Genomic DNA, 16,863 nt, shown 5'->3' on the forward strand with positions numbered 1-16,863 from the left:
GATTGACTTGCCGGCGTAATCCGTTAGGCTAGTCAATCTGTTCTGTCGTCAGCATGTTGCTGTCTGCTTCCAAGGATGCCGTCCCACCGTGAAACTGTTTTCCTGGTCCAGTCTATTTTTTCTGTTGTCCCTCAGCTTTTTATGGGGTTGTGGCTATTGGGTCTGGTTACAGACCAATCAAAGCCAGCAAACGCAACTTTATAGTCAACTGAGCCTGCAATTGGAACGCAGCGAAGTTTTATTGGAAGACTGGCAACGGAACTACCGTTTACATCTGGATTATTTGCGGGCGGATTTAGTCGGGATGACACCGCCGACCACCGATAACGTCATTTATGATCCCTGGCAGGAATTAGACGATAAAATTCAGCATGCGCCGTGGCCGGATGCATTGCTGGGCTACGCGTTGCTGGATGAAGCCGGTCGGGCAGTTCGTCTCAGCAATAGTGTGGCTGGTCAGTTGTTTACCATCACCGCGACCGATTTCAGCAGTAATCACCAGTTTCTGACGCCAATGGTACTACCTGCATTATGGGTTGCCCCTGTGCACCTCGAACTGAATAATCAGCACCTGCTGTTCTGGTTTGATTTATCGGCACTGAAACAAAACCTGCAAAAAGCCCAACAAGGCGGCGCCGGTGAAGTATTGCTGGTGTCTGCCGCAGCGCAGTTAGTATCTCCCAGCCGCTATCAACAAACGTTATTAGCGCGCTTTGGGCAGACAGATCTGCGAGATGATCAGAGCCTGAAATTCCTGCTGAAACGCCCACCGGAAGACTTAACCCGCAGCAGTCAACGCTATGACGGCAGTATGGCATGGCCGGCAACGCCACTGGCGAAGTTGATGACCGCGAGTAAGCAAGGACAGACGCCATTATTTGTGCCGAATTATCTTGGACGGCCCAGTGTCGCCAGCTGGCGTTGGTCAGACAGCTGGCAGGCGTATCTGGTGGCAGAGCGTGACCTCAATAGCCTGCAACTGCAGCGCAAAACCTTGCGTCAGTATTTGCTGATGGGATTATCGGCGCTGAGTCTGATGTTGCTGTTGCTGTTTTGGTTGATCCAACGCGGCGTGCGACAGCAGGAGGGCGTTGAGGACTTCAGTGAGTCTGATTTGCTGCCTTCGCCAGAACTGGTGACAACAGCACCTGACACCACATTGCCGGAACTGGCACCCGTGGCTGAGCCCGCTTTGGCGATGAAACCTGTTGCCATGGAATCATCACAACAACAAGACCAGCTAAAAATAGCCCAAACCTTATTGCAGGCCTGGCTGACACAGCCGGCGTCAGCACACAGCTTGCGCGAGGTCTCAGAACTTTGGCTGCAGCAATGTGATGCAGAGGCGCAGGGCCCGATTTTTTGTCAGCCAGGCTTATTGCTCAGCCTGCAACTAACGCAATTGCAGCAGCAGGTAGCTAAAGCATTATTGCTGGAGCTGGCGCCGGATTTGCCGGCCTGGGTCAGCCTGGATGCCGGAGCTTTGCGTGATGCACTCGATTGGGTGATACGCCTTCGACTCGCACAGCATGATGTCAGTACCCTGATGATTAAAGTGGTGCTGACCGAACCGCAGCGGTTGATGTTGGAGATCAGCGACGATGGCGATACCGTTGCGCCCGGACAGTGGCTGACTTTGTTGCACCCGGGGCAGGATCAAGCTCTGTTGCCTGCCGCGCTGCAACGGCTGCAACAGGCGGGCGGCCATATGAGTGCAGCGCAGCAACAGTTCAGTGGCAATAAGTTACTGCTGACTGTGCCGTTGCAGGTACTGGCTGAGGCCCGTCCCGGCAGCGAGTTACAACTAATTGATGGTGCTGCATTGTTGTTGTGTCCTGCTGGTGATGCGCAACAGCTGTACCGCCGTATGCTGAAACAAACCGGGTTGGCGCTGATGCCACTCGATGATGCCGCCCAATTCATGCAATGGTGCAGCGAACAAAGTGATGCACGGCTCGATTACCTCATCCTCGATGAGGCATTTATCAATGCCGATCAGCAAATTGCGACTCAGGTATTTCAGGTAGTCCGGCGCTATTTCCCACAACTGGCGTTACTGGTGCTGGTGAGACAGCCAGACCAGTGGCAGGCATTACAACAGAGCTTTCAGCTGCGATTGATTAGTAAGCCGGTACTTTGTGATGCGTTGCAACACGCTTTGGTTGCAACTGAAGGTGCGGAATTTGGCCCGCTTGTGCGGCGTGTCTGGCTGGCGCCGGCCAATGCGGTGGATGGATGGCTGTTGCAACAAGTATTAAGTCAGTTAGGTTATCAGCCGATGACGCTGCTACCCGAACAGACTTTGCCAAGGAATGAACTGTTGATGCTGCCACTGGAGAATTCAACAAAGTGGCAAGCGCAGCTGACACAGCAGCCTTTACTATGGTACACCGCACAGCCAGTCGCGATTGATTCGCTGGAAGAGTCACAGCTGGTCTGGACCCAATCTCAGGGGCTGACCATGCTGAGTCAGCGTTTATTTCAACTTTCGGAAAGATTGATTACGGATGAAAATTAGTAACCCGCTGTTAAACGAACAAAAAAGAAACCGCCGTAATGGTTTTGTGCTAATTCTCCTGCTGGCCGTTTGTATGGCGCTGCTGGATTATCTGATGGCGTTATCTGATCGGCTGGATTTGCGGCAGTTGCAATTAAATGCTGCGACCAGTGATTTTGATCATCAGTTATTACCGCTGTTACATCTGGCGAAAGTGATGCAAACCGAAGCCAGTCAGACACTGCAGCAACCGCTGCCTGATGCTTCGTTGCCTGCAGGGCAATTAACCGCATTGCGCCCGGTAGAACAATCACAACAGGTACAGCCACTGACGGCTGCCGAGACTGCGATGTTACAGCAGATGGAGCCCTGGTTTCGTCAGCAGTTACGCTCTACCCGGTATTTGCTCAACGTGTCCTACATTTCTGAGGGGTTGCAGTGGTTTCATCTGACCGACGCAGATGCCAGCTCCATCGAACTGGCCAATGTGGCGGTACAACAAATTGGCGCCTTAGCCCACATGCAGGTGAACAACAGCTCGGCCAATATGCTGGTGTTGGATGAACTGAAACAAAGGTATGCGCTGCACATCGCAGTCAAGCAGGATAAAAACGTGGTTGGGCACTTGCTGCTGGAAATTGATCTGTTAGCCATGTTGCAGCAGGTGAAGGTGCCGCAACATGGCGCCACGCTGATGCTGATGGACAAAGTCGGCAAAGTGTTGCTGGCAGCGCAGGATGGCCAGTTAGCCGACTCATCAACTTACAATGGTTCTGACCAAAACGACAGTTTGCAACAACTTGAGTCGTTACCCTTTGCACTGCACATTCAGCCAGATGCAGTGCGTGATACCAGAGCCGAATTGATCCGCTTTGCGACTGAATTGTTGCTGTACAGCATTCCACTGCTCGTGTTGTATTTTTATATGCTGTCCCGCTTTAAACGCAAAGTATTACGGCCGTTTTCTCGTCTACTGATCCACGTAGCACGGCTGGAGCGTGGCGATGTACAGGGTGTTCGTCATGTGCCGCTGGAGTGGGAGTCCGTATTTAAACAGACTGAACAGCTCAGAGATCGAGGGTCGGAAAAGTTCGTTGACTGAACTGCTTGCTGCGTAAAACGGCCTGAAATTCCGGGCTGATCTGCCCCAGCTTTAATGGGGCAGGTCCGGTCGGATCGATCAGTAATAAAGATGCATCGGCAAAATCAATAACTTGCTCTGTTTCCGTGGCCGGAACTTGCGCGGCGATGATGGCATGGTTGGGCAGGTAGATGATCTTGATCATCAGAGTCGGAAAAATCAACCGCATCACGGACGCCCACAACACTGCTTTACTGTCACAGTCGCCGCTGTGGTCGAAAATTAACTGCACCGGTGGTGCATAGCCTTTGCCATTGGATTCTATGCGGTTATCCAGATCGCGGTAAGGGATTTGCTGGATCCACAAAGTCAGCCGGGCGGCGATTTGGCGGATATTTTTTTTGCCGTAGTTACTGATAAAAGCATCAGCGACAGGTTGCAGCTGCCCCAGCGCATCCTGCATAAAACGCAGATGGTCGGGGATCACCCCTTTGCCTTTGACCGGATCGTCCAGCAAAAAATAATAACCTTGTGCCAGATACTGCTCTAACGCTGATTTTTGTAACGATTGCAGGGTTGTTGCGACCGTCTTGGCTTTGTTGTTGTCATCGGCCTGAACGGTGAACTGCAGCGGTAGATTTGGTGGTGAGAACTGGATCCGCACGCCTTTTTGCTGCAACGAAGCAGCTTTGCGCATTAAAGCATTCCGGACGGCCTGTTCTGCCATGTGAGGCATATAACGTTTCATGCCTCGATATTGATTGAGCAGTTTGTTGTCGAGACGAAATACCAACGCCGGTTCCGGTGGCAACTGGTAGCTGAACTCGGTTTGTTGGCCTGCAGCTGCGCGTTGTAGCAGCATTTGTGCTGACGCTGTGCTGCAGCTCAACAGCAATAACGTACATAGAACTCGCTTCAAGACATCAGCTTCCGCCGCTTCAGGTACAACCAGCTTAATGCTACTGGCCAGAAAAAGCCAAGACTGCCACCAGAAGATTCATGCACTATCACACTAATGGGAGTGTCTGCCGGACCATCTTCTAGCGCCAGATTATTCAGTGCTGCGGCTTCATAACCGGAAATTTCGGCAAGTTTTGCGCCGCTGCGCGCGTCACGCAGTTCAATTTTCAGTTTGTAATAATCGCGCGGTAAGTCACGCATATCGACTTCGATGGCGAACCAGTCAGTGCGGCTGCTGCCATATAATGTAAAGATACTGCTGGTGTGGAAAATCCGGTTCAGGCCCGGGCCAATCAGGCTGTAAACCGCATAAACCGGTTGTTCGGTATACTGGGTGTGTGCGTCAAAACGAATGAAGATCTGCGTGTAAAAACGATCGCCATCACGGTCGTTTCGCAGCGTTAAATCGACAGAATCAAACCAGCTGCTGCTGCTGAAATCCTGGTTGAGCAAGATAGCAGACGGGGCGGTATTCGCATCAGTATTGGCGGCCGCTACGCTGGCATCGGCGTGGATCTCACGGGTTGGCAAAGTCTGTTCAGTGGGGTCGGCGTGCAGACCGTAGCTGGCTATTAAAAGTAAACAGGCGGTCAGTTGGGTTTTCATAGGTGATTCTCCGGTGGCTTTGGTATGATCCTCGTCTCTGTGCTCTGAATCTTGGCTGAATCCCTCAGCACTTGTTTTATTTGAGTTAAAAAGCTGAATAATTTATGAAATTAATCCGACGTATCACCGTGACCGAACCAGGACAGGCCATCGACTTGCTGGTCAGACACTGCCCTGAATTGTCCAAAGGCCGGCTGAAAGACGCCATGAACAAAGGTGCTGTGCAACTGGTACAGGGTAAGCAACACAAGCGGCTGCGCCGCGCGCAGGCTGAAGTAGTCGCCGGCAATGTGCTGGAATTGCATTATGATGACGATATTCTGCAACGTCAGGCCAATGCGCCGGTTCTGCTGGCGGATGAACGCGGGTACAGCGTTTGGTTCAAACCGGCGGGCCTGTTATCACAAGGCAATGAATGGGGTGATCATCTGGCTTTACTGCGACTGGCTGAACAGCATTTTACTCCGCTGCGGCCGGTATTTTTGCTGCACCGGCTCGATCGGGAAGCCAGCGGCCTGGTGTTGATTGCACACCATAAAGCGATGGCTGCGACGTTAAGTCAGCTGATCCAGCAGCATAAGATTGAAAAAACCTATCGCATCACTATATCGGGTGTACCTGACGCTGCGTTGCAAGCGCAAGGAGAAATCACGTTGCCACTGGATGGTAAAGCCTGTTGTACCCGCTTTAGTCTGCTGCAAACTTTGCAACAGCCAAGCCGGGCAGTACTGGAGATCGACCTGATCAGTGGCCGCAAGCATCAAATTCGTCGCCATTTTGCCGCGATTGGTCATCCGGTAATGGGCGATCCTCAGTACGGTAATGGGAATCAGGATCCGGCAGGGATGGCGTTGCAGGCGACGCGGCTTGCTTTTGAATTGCCTGGCAAAGGCCTGCGGCAATACGAATTACCGCCAGCGTTACTGCGCTAGAGTACCGAATAGCTGATTCTTACATAACGCTGTTGTTTGCCGATTAAACGGATTGCTGCTCCAGGGGCTGACAACGTAGATTCAGTAAACCAAGCGCCAGTGCATTGTTGATGTCCTGGCGCACATTTTCTGCTTGCCAGCTGCACGGCACTTGTTGGCTGGCGGTCAGTTCAAAATGTAAGAGCTCGCCGGCTTTGGCTGGTTGTTGCTGCCAGCTGTACCACACCAGTTCACGCAAGCCATTGATATCCTGTTCCTGCCAGTCGTGGCCCAATAAAGCGGTCAGTTGCCCTTGCCAGATACGGAATGCGGGTTGGCCGGGTAGTTGTTGCTGGATGGTTGATAATCCCTGCCAGAGCCGCTGTTGCCAGGCCGCATCAGGTTGACTGACAGATAACCACAACACATCGGTATGCACAGTGCTGTCGAGCAATTGCGCACAGGCCAGTTGTTCCAGCAAAGTCCGCATTGCTTGACGCAGCTGATGTTCACCGGCCGCCAGTTTAAATTCACTGATTTGCTGCAGTTGCACCGCGACGAGGCAAACTGACGGATCATGCTGTTGATCCTTGCGCAGTTGACGGCTGAATGCGGTCCAGCTTTTGACCCAGACTTGCCCGGCCGGGGCTGTCTTTGGCTTGCGCCGCCGATGGATGGCATAAAACAGCAAGCCCAGCCAGCTGACAATCAGTGCCGCCAGCAGACTCCACAGCCAATATTGCTGCACAGTATTTTGTGCTGACAGTGAAGCCATTTGTTGTTGCTGTTTTAAGCCTTTGGTCAGTTGGTCCAGCCTTTGCTGCTGCTGTGCCGCCTGTAATTCAAATCGGGCTTGATACGCAGACAATGCTGTTTGATACGCCGCTTGCCATTGACCTGAGTTAGCGTGGATCCGTGACAAGACATCCCAGTATTTATGCTGTAAAAATACCGGCAGTGTATCGACCTTCAGGTCTGCCGGCAGATAAGCGCGGGCCTTTTCCAGCTGCTGCTGTTGCAGCGCTACTTCAGTCAGGGTAATGCTGGTTTCATGCTGCATACTGCGATTACCCAGTTGCTGAAACAACTGAGCGGCTTTGAGCAGTTGCTGTTCTGCAGCTTCAGGCTGATGCCGGGCCAGCGATAATTGCGCTTCAGAAAATGACAGTTGGGCGGTCAGGTAAGGATCTTTCAGCTGCTCGAGCAGATCACGGGCCTTTTGTTGGGCCGCTTCGGCGCGGGTCAAATCGCCCGCTGCCAGCCAGACATCCATTTGTGTCAGCAATACTGTGACCAGCTGATTGCGTCGATCCGGCATCTGCAGGAACTGCTCAGCCTGATGCAGGTGATCAGCGGCCAGTTGATGCAATTCCAGTTTGTCGTAGGCCATGCCAAGGCGCAGATGAATAGAGCCAAGTGAGGCCTGATCAGCCGATTGCTGCGCTAATTCCAGTGCTCGACTCAAATGTTGTTGCGCCATACTGAAGTTGTTTTGTTGCAGCGCCAGCCGGCCTGCAATCAACCGGCTTTGTAGTTCAGCTTTGGGCAACTTGTGCTCAGTGGCAATAGCGACACTGAGTTCAGCATATTTTAATGCCGCTGTGATGTCGCCGCGTTGGTTATAACCTTGGGCAAAACTTTCATAGATGCTGGTTTGTAATGCCGGTTTATCGTCTTCGTGGTAGGTCTGCAGTGCTTTTTCCGCTTGTTGCAGCACTGCGATCGCCGTTTTACTATCGCGGAACATAATGCCGTAAACCAGTGCTTTATGTTGTAACGCCTCAATTTGCAACGCCGGCTTTAACCCCAGATCAAGTGCTTTATCTACGGCAGATAAAGCGCCATCTTTGTTGTGCAATTTCATATAACCGTGGCTGAGCAACAGCCACTGTTCTGCCGTGGGGGCGGCCAGAGTGCTGAGCTGATTGATCGCGGTATCCGGATCGGCTTCAACTTTTTTCCGCTCGGCCTGAAAATCAGCGGCTGTCGCGGTACTGAACCAGCAAAAGGCAATAAAAAAGCACAACAGACGCATTGGCAGCTCCGCAAAAGGCGATAGTCAGCGAGAAGACCCGATCATATTGCAAGTGCGTACCGGGGAGCCAGCAATATACGCCAGAATATTTTCGGCCAGCTGCTGCACCAACAATTGCATCGATTCGCGGGTGGCCCAGGCAATATGCGGACTGAGCAGCAGATTGGGCAGCGCACCGGTCAGCAACGGATGATCGGCTGGTGGCGGCTCCTGCGTCAGTACATCAAGTGCAGCGCCGGCCAGCCGACCCTGTTGTAACGCCAGCAGCAGCGCGGCTTCATCAATCAGCGCGCCACGGGCCGTATTGATCAGTAGTGCGCTGGGTTTCAGCCAGCTCAGCTGTTCGCTGCCAAACAACGGTGGGCGATTGGCCTGAGCCGGACAATGCAGACTGACCACATCGGCCAGCGCCAGTGCCTCGCGAAAGGCTACCCGGCCCGGACGGATAGAGCTGGCATCCGGACGCTCTGCCAGACAAATTTGCATGCCAAACGCTTTTGCCAGTTGTGCAGTCGCCTGACCTAAGCCGCCGTATCCGACCACAGTAAAGATTTTACCCTGCAGGCTTTGCACCGGTTGCTGATGCAGGCAAAACACCGGGCTCTGACTCCATTGTCCGCTCAATACCGCCTGCTGTTGCAGCACGATCTGATTATTCAGCGCCAATAACAGCGCCATGGCATGTTGTGGCACCGCACCGAGTGCGTAATCCTGCACATTACAGACCTGAATACCCAGTGCGGTTGCAGCGGCTAGGTCAACATTGTTGGTGCCGGTGGCGGCAATGCAAATCAGTTTGAGTTGTGGTGCTGCAGCCAAATCGGCCGCATTCAGCACCACTTTATTGCTAATCACTATGCTGGCGTTGTGGATGCGCTTTGACACTTCCGCCGCGCCGGTCGTCGGGTAACAACACAGCGCTGCGCCTTCGATCTGCAGCACCGATAAATCGGCGCCCGCCATAGTGTCCGTATCCAGAAACACAATTTGCTGCATCAGCCTGAGTCCTTTTTGTCAAAAGGTTGCTTTTACCAGAGCAGACCTCTAAAAATAAAGCATTTTTTAATACAACACAGCGGAGTTGGTCCTTGGCACAGCAGTGGCATTGTGAACAATGGGCCCGAAAAGTGGCAAAGCAGGTCTGTCTGCTTTGTGTATTTGTCTGTATTAGCATTGGCTTGCCATTGCAGGCAAAAACACTCACGGTAGCGGCGGGGGCCTGGGACGGCATGACCGCAGCCGATGGCAGCGGGTTGTATTTTCAAGTGTTACGAGAGGCGCTTGGTGGAGCTGATATTGAGCTGAAATTCCGCGTGACGAACTGGAAGCGGGCCAAGCAGATGTTTTATGCCAACCGGGCAGACCTGTTGCTTGCTGATTATCGCAGTGTCGGTAGCCGGCAGTTTTTCCCGCTCTGGCATCTTGATATCGATCCGCCGGTCGTGTTGTTTAGTTTGCAGACTTTTGTTTCGGCCGAAAAGCTGAAAGACAAAACGGTGGGGTGGCTGCTGGGCTATGAGTTTGGTCAGTTTTTGCCAGTGTCAGTCAATGGCGTGGAAGTGTCTGCTGAACAGTTTGGCTTTGACATGCTGGAGTACGGCCGATTGGACGCCTATATCAGTTATGATAACAATGTGCCGCAACCGCTCAGGGCCAAATTAAAACGTTTGCAACTGGCGCCGGCACAACCGTTATATCCGGTATTTCAGAATACCTTTGCCGGCCGCCAGCTTGCCGCAGAATTTGATCGCGGCATGCAACGGTTGTATCAGAGCGGTCGTTTAGCGCAAATCTATGCTGAGCATTTTCCGCAAGCGAACTTTCCTGCGCTTCAGCGGTAAACCACATCTTTGTACATCGGAGCCAGCTTGGCTAACAGGCGGTTTTGGGCGCCAACCGGTACTTTTTGTGCGGTCATCACTTTGATTAAATGATCAACCAGATTATCAAAATCGGCCTGCGTGATTTGAAAACCGGTATGGCTTTCCTGCATCGTCGCGCCGCTATATCTGCAGGGGCCACCGCTCAGTTCACACAGCTGTTCAATCAACAGTTTACGAAAACGCGGGATGTCTGTGTCTGCAAAATGCTGCACGATCTGGGGGTCCTGTTCAATCTCAACCAGCAGACCATCAACCAGCTTGGTCACGCCGGTTTCAGTACCCAACTGCTGATATAACCAGTCTTTCGGTTCAGGCGTGCTGCTGCAGCCGACCAGCAATAACAACAGGGCAGAGCGGATTAAAACGACCATGTGGACTCCAGCGCCAGGTAATATCCGGTTTGATGCTCAAAGGTCGCGATGCTGCCCAGATCAACATGCCCTGCGACCAGACTCAGGTGTTTGTTGGCGAACCAGGCGACAAAGACATCGCGCCAGTGATCTTCGCGCGCAAACGCCAGTTCATTGGGTTTTTGCTTAAATTCAGCGCCGACGGCCCACTGTGGGTTCAACAGCAACACTGCCGAAAATTCGCTGACCCACTGGTAATCATCATTGCTGACAGTGCCAAAGCCAAGCAATCCGGTTTGCTGGCCTTTGGTACCGCGTACAGTAGCGTTGAGTAATATATTGCGTCCCCATAGGGCGTCAAACCAGACTTTACTGGCGGCAACATAGACATCGGTACCGCTGTCGTGCCGGGCGCCGACGGCTGATGGGATGGCAAAATCAAGTTGTTTTTTCAGCTGCAGGCCAACACTGATCTGTGGCATCGCGCTGTACAGCAGCTCTCCGGCGATTTTGTATTTCAGGCCGATGATTTGTTGGTTCAGCTCACCGCCCATCGTGTCGAGTTTTAATTCCTGCCGGCCAAAACTCAGTTCGTATTTGTTGTCGTAGGACAGGCCAATGCCTTTGCTGTTCAGCGTAAAATCGTCAACACCCACCTGACTGGCGTAGCCCGTCACTGACCATTGGCCAGAGCTGCCATAGCCATTGATCACTGCCCATGGCACGATGCCACCCCCAGCAGCGCCCTCGATACTGGTGGCACCGCCGGTGGCCAGTACTTTACTGCCGGCGGCCGCAACATTCAGGCTGCACAGCAATAATGCCGTACTCAGCAGCGGTTTTTTCATGAAACCTCGGGAAACCATTTGTCATTGTTTTGCTGAAACTCGATCAGCCAACCGGTCAGATCCGCGGCTTTCAGCGGTTTAGCGAAATAATAGCCTTGTACTTTGTCTATGCCGGCAGCCTGCAATTTGGCGAGACCGGCCAGATTTTCCAAACCTTCGGCGGTGACCAGTAAACCAAGACCATGAGCCAGCTCGGTGGTGGTCTGTACGATCAGCGCATCATTATGATTATGTTCAATATCTTTGACAAAGGCCCGGTCAATTTTCACTTCGTGGACCGGCAGGCGTTTCAGATATGCCAGCGACGACTGGCCAGTGCCGAAGTCATCAATAGCCAGTTCAATGCCCATTTCGCGTAACGTCTGCAGGTTTTGGATCACCTGTTCCGGGTCCTGCATCACTGCGCCTTCAGTAACCTCCAGCGCGAGGGCTGATGCCGGCAGCTGGTGCTGTGCCAACAGCGCCGCGATTTGCCCCGGTAAGTCACTGCTGAGCAAATCATAAGCCGATAAATTGACCGCGACCGTCAGTTCGATGCCTTGTCGCCGCCATGCCGCTAATTGATCGATCACCTGCACGATCATCCAGTCGGTGACACGGGAAATCAAACCTGAGTGCTCGGCGAGGCGGATAAACTCATCCGGCGGTACAAAGCCGAGCTGTGGGTGTTGCCAGCGGATCAATGCTTCTGCCGACTGTGCGGAGCGGCCACGCAGACTGACTTTAGGTTGATATACGACGAACATATGGCCGGATTGCAGCGATAACGGTAAATCGTGTAATAACGTCAATTCCCGTTGATGGCTTTCATCCTGACCGGGCTGGTATTCGGCAATCAACTGATGGCTGGTTTTGGCGTGCACCATCGCGATCTCCGCCCGGCGCAGCGCATCGTTCGCGGTTCCGGCTGATGCAGCAGCGGGGGCCGGCGCCTGATATAAAGCCAGTGCCAGCTTCAGATTCAACCGGGAATTATCCAGCGTAAAATCGTATGACAGGAGTTGTTGCAGTGCAGGCAGGTCTTGTTGCTGTATCGTTGTTGGACTGACCAACAGGAATTCATCCCCGCCAAGCCGGGCGATCATCGATGCCACCGGCCGCGCTTTCACTAAGCGTTCTGACAGTTGCACCAGCAGTGAATCGCCATTTTTATAACCAAAGGCGTCATTGACGTGCTTAAAATCTTTGATGTTGATCAGCAATAACCACAGCGGCTGACTGTTGAGTAACGTTGGTAACTGCAATTCGACCAGATGACGGTTGGCAAGGCCGGTTAGGGTGTCGTGCTGCGCCTGAAACAGAATTTGTTGTTCGCGCTGGCGGATATCCTGCTGCATTTTTTGCAGCGTTTCGCTGAGCAATCCGACTTCACCACGTTTAATCGAAGGTGCCTGTAACGCCTGACCCAGACCGATAGCCCGGGCAAACTGCGTCAGTAGTTGCAGCGGCTTAGTAATACTGCGCGCCAGTGCCACCGCAAACAACACTGCGAGTGTCAGACCAAGGCCAAAAATAGCTAATAGCTGAGTGCGTGCCTGTTGATAGGTTTCTTGCCAGGGGGCGGTCGACAGATGCAGCAGGGCGCTGATAGTGCCGGCGCGGTCCAGCGGACGTTCGGTCGTCAATATTGGCTGATCCAGCACTTTGAGTGCGGTCGGTGCCGGGGCCGAGGTCAAATCCATCTGCTGCGCCGTGGTCAGCGTCGATGCCAGCAGTTCTGCACCGGCAGTGCCACGGCCAAACACAAAACTGATATCCAGGTCAGTCAGCGCTTTAATCTGGCCGGCGAGTGCGGGATCTAACGCAAACCCCATCGCAACCCAGGCAATGAGCTGCGGCGCTTTGACCGGGACCATCACCATTTGATAGGCGTTGTGGCCAATATGCACAATATCCGACACAGAATCCTGACCGGATAAGCGCATATCTTTGAATAACTGCGTGATTTGTTCTGCACTGACGTCTTGACCGCTGCTGGCAATCAGTTCGCCCTGCGGGGTCAGTAATACGGTCAGCGTGGCATCAATGCGACTGCCATGATTTTCCAGAACCGATGAAATAGTGTCTTGTTCACGTAAAGCGACCGCCTGGCGAAAGCCAAAATCGCTGGCAACCAGCCGTACTGAATTTCCCAGCTGAGTGGCTCTGTTACTGAGGGCTTCCTGAAATACCCGGCTGGCAACATCCAGCGCCTGACGGGCCTGTGCCGCACTGTCCCGCTGCATAGCGCCCAGCGCAGCAAAACCCATAGCAACCGTCATAAAGGTCAGCATGCCAAGTAACAACAAGATCAGACGACTACGCAATGAATCTAACATGCCACCTCAAGCCGGTGTTTCAACAGTAAGCACTCGGAGTGCGTCTGCTGATTATTCAATTGATACAACAGATTAACCTGATTTTACCCAGAAGGGTGAAAGCAACAACCATAGCAGTTAATTTGGTCTGACTCAAAGATCTGTGGTGGATTGGCGTTGTAAACGGACGAGTGGCGGCGGGGTTTGCGCCGCCATCAAAAATTGCCCGGAGCAAATAAAAAAACCGCTGGGATCAGCGGTTTTTTTCAGCAGATACTGGCTTAAGCGCGACGGCGGGCCAGCATCAGCAGTGCCGGTAACAGCAACAGAGCTGTCGCAGGAACTGGGATGGCCGGGCCAGCGACATTCACCAGGCCGTTTTGGCTGCTGAAGTCTGTCACTTTGTCACCCAAGCCATCAGTCAGTTCAATCTTGCTCAGTAACAGTTTATGCACACCGCTGTTTAACGCTTTGAACGTGATGGTTGCCAAGGTGAAATCCGGGCCTTGTACTGCAGCCAGATCCCAGGCGAAATCAAACAGGTTCATTTCACTGATCGTCAGTTTGCTGCCACTCTGGCTATATTCACCAAAGTTTGGTTCGACCGGCGAGAAGTGCGGACCAAAGGTCACAGACTCAAAACCCAGCGCTGCAGACCAATAGCTCAGATCCAGTTTGAAACCAGCCAAGCCATCTTCATAGCCTTGGATCCGGATTTGCGCCTGAACCAATTCATCTTTTTGGTATTGTGATTTGTCCAACTCAACTTTGATCACGGTGGCCTGGCTGCTGAACGTCAGGCACAGCGCGAATAATGCAATTAACTTCTTCATATAAAATTCCTTACTACGGACTATTCGTAATTATTTGATAGCGCAACGGGCGTAAGTACACAGCGTTGCCATGGCGCGGGCGTCGCTGCTTGAAACCACGCGGTCTTTGTTAAAGTCGTATTCCAGACCCAATTTCACCCCTGATTTCAACAGTGCGTTGAACAGCGCGATATCGTTGTTGTCGACGTCACCATCTTTATCCAGGTCGGCTGGATTTGATGCTTTCAGTGCCAGTTCGACCACAACCGGATCATGGTCAGAGCCACGGAACGCAGTTGGTTGATAGAAGTCGGCTTGTTGCTGTGGCGTTTTATCTTCCATGTTGTAGTCAAACAGCGTGGTCTCGTCGGCATTGATATGCCATTCCATCGCATAAGTGACCTGTGAAGACAATGCTGAACTGGCTAACGCATGGTCCAGATAACCGCTTTCACCGCCAAACAGGTAAGAGTAACCACGGTTGCCCTGGAATTTCTCTACCAGATTGACAAAGCCTTTGCCGACCAGTGTATGGATTGGATCTTCTTTCGCATAGGCGTTTAAGTCGCCCATGATCAGTACGTCTTTATCGGCAGAACCGGTTGGGTTGGTGGCAAGCCACGCAGTCAGTTCAGTCGCAGCCTTGACGCGGGTGGCATTCCAGCAGCTCTGGCCGTCTTTCAGGTCACGATCCGGGTTGCTTGAGCCACTTGGGCAGCTGCCTTTTGACTTGAAGTGGTTGACGGCAAAAGTGAACACTTCATTATTGGATTTCTGCGTGAAGCTTTGTACCAGTGGCTGGCGGTTGCCAAAACCAAAAACCCCGGTGCTGGTCGTGACTGCATTGCCAAGTGGTGTGACTTTAGCTGGTTTGTACAGCATACCGACGCTGATTTCATCAGAGCCCAGCGCTGTGCTGCCAGGAACTTGCACGAATTGATAGGTTCCAGCACCGAGGCGCTGATTCAACCGGCTGACTAAATCGACGATGGCGCTGGTGCTGCCATAACCATCGTTTTCAATCTCCATCAAACCAACCACATCGGCGTTGATTGCGCTTAACGCCGCGACAATTTTGTCGGCCTGACGTTCAAATTCCACCGCTGTTGATGCGCCGCGTGAAGTTGGGAAACCACCGCCCTGACCATCACCGTTAAAGTAGTTCAGCACGTTAGCGCTGGTGACGATAAGGCTGCCAAGGTTGCGCATGGCAGGCTGTTCTTCACGCAGGTTGTTGGCGGTGAATTGCACTGTACCGGCAGGCAATAAACGCCATGCGCTGAAGCTGTAGTCCAGGATCCCGCTTAAATTGGCATTGACGGCATCGCCGACACGGACCGGGTTGTTCATATTCAGGCCCGGTGCCGGGTAGATGATCGTGGCTGGGTTTTTACCGTTCACCAGGTCATCCAGCACGATTTTGCTACGGCTGTTTTGTGACGCCAAGGCTACCGCTTCGGCTGTACCTGGACGGAACTGGTTCGTTGGCGTAAACAGGCGTTGCGGTGCCAGTGTCAGCTCGCCATAGGTGCCAAGGTTATAGTGATCGGCAACAACCAGCTGTTGCGGGAAGGTCACCTGCATACTTTCCAGGCTTTCCCACTGATTCAGGCTGTTCACCGGCAGCGTCACGCTGACAGGTTGCACAGGAGTGGCAGTGCCACAGGCAGACAGGCCAGTGCGGCGAATTTGGGTTTTGGTGAAATACTCTTCGACTTTGCCGAGGACCCGGACTTTATCACCAACTGCCGGATAATCTGCTGCAGCATCGTTGTAAACGAAAATAGCTTCAGAAGTGGCCGGATTATTATCTGAATCGCTGGCCTCTTCCTGAATATAGAACCCGGTAGCAAATGCAGTGACCCGGCTAACGACTGCCTCAACCACCACTGTTTTACCGGCTTCCGGTGATGCAGCACCAGCACCTTGTACGGCACTGATTAACGTCGCGCTGTCACCACAGTTACCAATAACCGGGCCGACTGGTGGAACCACCACACCGCCGCCACCGCCGTTACCAGAACCGGTATGGCTGCCGAGGTTACTGAATTCGTCTTTGGCGTAAAAATCCCACTCAACACTCGGGTCAAAAGCATCGCTGCCGTTGGCGTCGCCCTGTACTACACTGCTTTTGCGCACTAAAGTACGGTCGTGCGTGAAATTGTTATTGCTACCCCATGATGTGCCCGGATCCACACCAATCTGGCCAAACACATCAATTAAATCAGCGCCTTTATATAAGGCAATTGCATCGTCGCCATTGAAGTTACTGGTGCCGAACGTCATGTTGCTTTTGGCGGCCAGCGCAGCGGCGGACGCGGTATCAGTCAATACCAGTGTGCTTTTGGCTGCCAGGGTACCGCTCAGCGGGACAGTTTTGCCGGCAGTGTTGGCGCCGTTAGAAAACACTTTGATGGAGTAACCGGTCAGATCCAGTGCGACATCGGCTGGATTGTAAATTTCCAGCGCTTTATTGTTTGACGAGCCTTCGACATACTCAGAGATAAAGGGTTCTGCATGCACAGCCGGGGCCAGCAGCATTGCCAGCAACAACATATTCAGTTTCATGATGACGTCCGTTTG

General features: G+C 52.8%; 13 protein-coding genes. 4 read left to right on the forward strand and 9 right to left on the reverse strand.

Features of this window, described 5'->3' with window-relative positions:
• Positions 1–88: 88 nt before the first annotated feature.
• Together ACQ66Q_RS12205 and ACQ66Q_RS12210 are read left to right on the forward strand one after the other, a co-directional pair.
• Entirely contained in the window at positions 89–2,518 is a 2,430-nt protein-coding gene (locus ACQ66Q_RS12205) for a hypothetical protein (RefSeq protein WP_430457057.1), read from the forward strand.
• Complete coding sequence (locus ACQ66Q_RS12210; RefSeq protein ID WP_430457058.1) at positions 2,508–3,599, forward strand: hypothetical protein; 1,092 nt, start codon at positions 2,508–2,510, stop codon at positions 3,597–3,599. Before ACQ66Q_RS12205 ends, ACQ66Q_RS12210 begins: the two co-directional genes overlap by 11 nt.
• Here ACQ66Q_RS12210 and ACQ66Q_RS12215 read toward each other — a convergent pair.
• Both ACQ66Q_RS12215 and ACQ66Q_RS12220 read right to left on the reverse strand, forming a co-directional pair.
• Positions 3,565–4,497: a hypothetical protein gene (locus tag ACQ66Q_RS12215; protein ID WP_430457059.1), complete on the reverse strand. Its 933-nt coding sequence runs from the start codon at positions 4,495–4,497 to the stop codon at positions 3,565–3,567. The genes ACQ66Q_RS12210 and ACQ66Q_RS12215 overlap by 35 nt on opposite strands.
• Positions 4,494–5,144, reverse strand: coding sequence for a choice-of-anchor H family protein (locus ACQ66Q_RS12220; RefSeq protein ID WP_430457060.1), 651 nt, complete (start codon positions 5,142–5,144; stop codon positions 4,494–4,496). The genes ACQ66Q_RS12215 and ACQ66Q_RS12220 overlap by 4 nt, the downstream gene beginning before the upstream one ends.
• A gap of 104 nt (positions 5,145–5,248) precedes the next feature.
• On the opposite strand from ACQ66Q_RS12220, the gene ACQ66Q_RS12225 reads away from it, so the two are divergent.
• Entirely contained in the window at positions 5,249–6,076 is an 828-nt protein-coding gene (locus ACQ66Q_RS12225) for an RluA family pseudouridine synthase (RefSeq protein ID WP_430457061.1), read from the forward strand.
• A 43-nt stretch (positions 6,077–6,119) separates the two neighbouring features.
• On the opposite strand, the gene ACQ66Q_RS12230 is transcribed toward ACQ66Q_RS12225, so the two are convergent.
• Positions 6,120–8,090 carry a hypothetical protein gene (locus ACQ66Q_RS12230; RefSeq protein ID WP_430457062.1) on the reverse strand — a complete coding sequence of 657 codons (1,971 nt, stop codon included), beginning with the start codon at positions 8,088–8,090 and terminating at the stop codon, positions 6,120–6,122.
• A 24-nt stretch (positions 8,091–8,114) separates the two neighbouring features.
• Positions 8,115–9,086 carry a D-2-hydroxyacid dehydrogenase gene (locus tag ACQ66Q_RS12235; protein ID WP_430457063.1) on the reverse strand — a complete coding sequence of 324 codons (972 nt, stop codon included), beginning with the start codon at positions 9,084–9,086 and terminating at the stop codon, positions 8,115–8,117.
• Between the two features lie 92 nt (positions 9,087–9,178).
• Here ACQ66Q_RS12235 and ACQ66Q_RS12240 point away from each other — a divergent pair, with 92 nt between their 5' ends.
• Positions 9,179–9,931 (forward strand): substrate-binding periplasmic protein, encoded by a 753-nt coding sequence (locus ACQ66Q_RS12240; protein WP_430457064.1) that lies wholly within the window; start codon positions 9,179–9,181, stop codon positions 9,929–9,931.
• Here the strand turns inward: ACQ66Q_RS12240 and ACQ66Q_RS12245 are convergent.
• From ACQ66Q_RS12245 to ACQ66Q_RS12265, 5 genes are all read right to left on the reverse strand, one after another.
• Positions 9,922–10,344 (reverse strand): group I truncated hemoglobin, encoded by a 423-nt coding sequence (locus ACQ66Q_RS12245; RefSeq protein ID WP_430457065.1) that lies wholly within the window; start codon positions 10,342–10,344, stop codon positions 9,922–9,924. The genes ACQ66Q_RS12240 and ACQ66Q_RS12245 overlap by 10 nt on opposite strands.
• Entirely contained in the window at positions 10,332–11,171 is an 840-nt protein-coding gene (locus ACQ66Q_RS12250; protein ID WP_430457066.1) for a DUF3034 family protein, read from the reverse strand. Before ACQ66Q_RS12250 ends, ACQ66Q_RS12245 begins: the two co-directional genes overlap by 13 nt.
• Positions 11,168–13,489, reverse strand: a complete 2,322-nt coding sequence (locus tag ACQ66Q_RS12255) for an EAL domain-containing protein (protein ID WP_430457067.1) — start codon at positions 13,487–13,489, stop codon at positions 11,168–11,170. Before ACQ66Q_RS12255 ends, ACQ66Q_RS12250 begins: the two co-directional genes overlap by 4 nt.
• Positions 13,490–13,749: 260 nt before the next feature.
• A complete protein-coding gene (locus tag ACQ66Q_RS12260) occupies positions 13,750–14,301 on the reverse strand; it encodes a cohesin domain-containing protein (protein WP_430457068.1) in 552 nt (183 codons plus the stop codon).
• 30 nt (positions 14,302–14,331) lie between these two features.
• The gene (locus ACQ66Q_RS12265; RefSeq protein ID WP_430457069.1) at positions 14,332–16,848 is read right to left on the reverse strand and encodes an ExeM/NucH family extracellular endonuclease; all 2,517 of its coding nucleotides are present in this window, start codon (positions 16,846–16,848) and stop codon (positions 14,332–14,334) included.
• Positions 16,849–16,863: the final 15 nt, after the last annotated feature.

Origin of the sequence: Rheinheimera sp., from assembly GCF_965283995.1 — a bacterium.
Lineage (GTDB): Bacteria > Pseudomonadota > Gammaproteobacteria > Enterobacterales > Alteromonadaceae > Pararheinheimera.

Excerpts from the sequence above, each read along its gene's own strand:
- ACQ66Q_RS12210 (WP_430457058.1), top strand. The coding sequence starts at position 2,508 with ATGAAAATTAGTAACCCGCTGTTAAACGAACAAAAAAGAAACCGCCGT.
- ACQ66Q_RS12220 (WP_430457060.1), bottom strand. The coding sequence starts at position 5,144 with ATGAAAACCCAACTGACCGCCTGTTTACTTTTAATAGCCAGCTACGGT.
- ACQ66Q_RS12225 (WP_430457061.1), top strand. The coding sequence starts at position 5,249 with ATGAAATTAATCCGACGTATCACCGTGACCGAACCAGGACAGGCCATC.
- ACQ66Q_RS12230 (WP_430457062.1), bottom strand. The coding sequence starts at position 8,090 with ATGCGTCTGTTGTGCTTTTTTATTGCCTTTTGCTGGTTCAGTACCGCG.
- ACQ66Q_RS12235 (WP_430457063.1), bottom strand. The coding sequence starts at position 9,086 with ATGCAGCAAATTGTGTTTCTGGATACGGACACTATGGCGGGCGCCGAT.
- ACQ66Q_RS12245 (WP_430457065.1), bottom strand. The coding sequence starts at position 10,344 with ATGGTCGTTTTAATCCGCTCTGCCCTGTTGTTATTGCTGGTCGGCTGC.
- ACQ66Q_RS12250 (WP_430457066.1), bottom strand. The coding sequence starts at position 11,171 with ATGAAAAAACCGCTGCTGAGTACGGCATTATTGCTGTGCAGCCTGAAT.
- ACQ66Q_RS12255 (WP_430457067.1), bottom strand. The coding sequence starts at position 13,489 with ATGTTAGATTCATTGCGTAGTCGTCTGATCTTGTTGTTACTTGGCATG.
- ACQ66Q_RS12260 (WP_430457068.1), bottom strand. The coding sequence starts at position 14,301 with ATGAAGAAGTTAATTGCATTATTCGCGCTGTGCCTGACGTTCAGCAGC.
- ACQ66Q_RS12265 (WP_430457069.1), bottom strand. The coding sequence starts at position 16,848 with ATGAAACTGAATATGTTGTTGCTGGCAATGCTGCTGGCCCCGGCTGTG.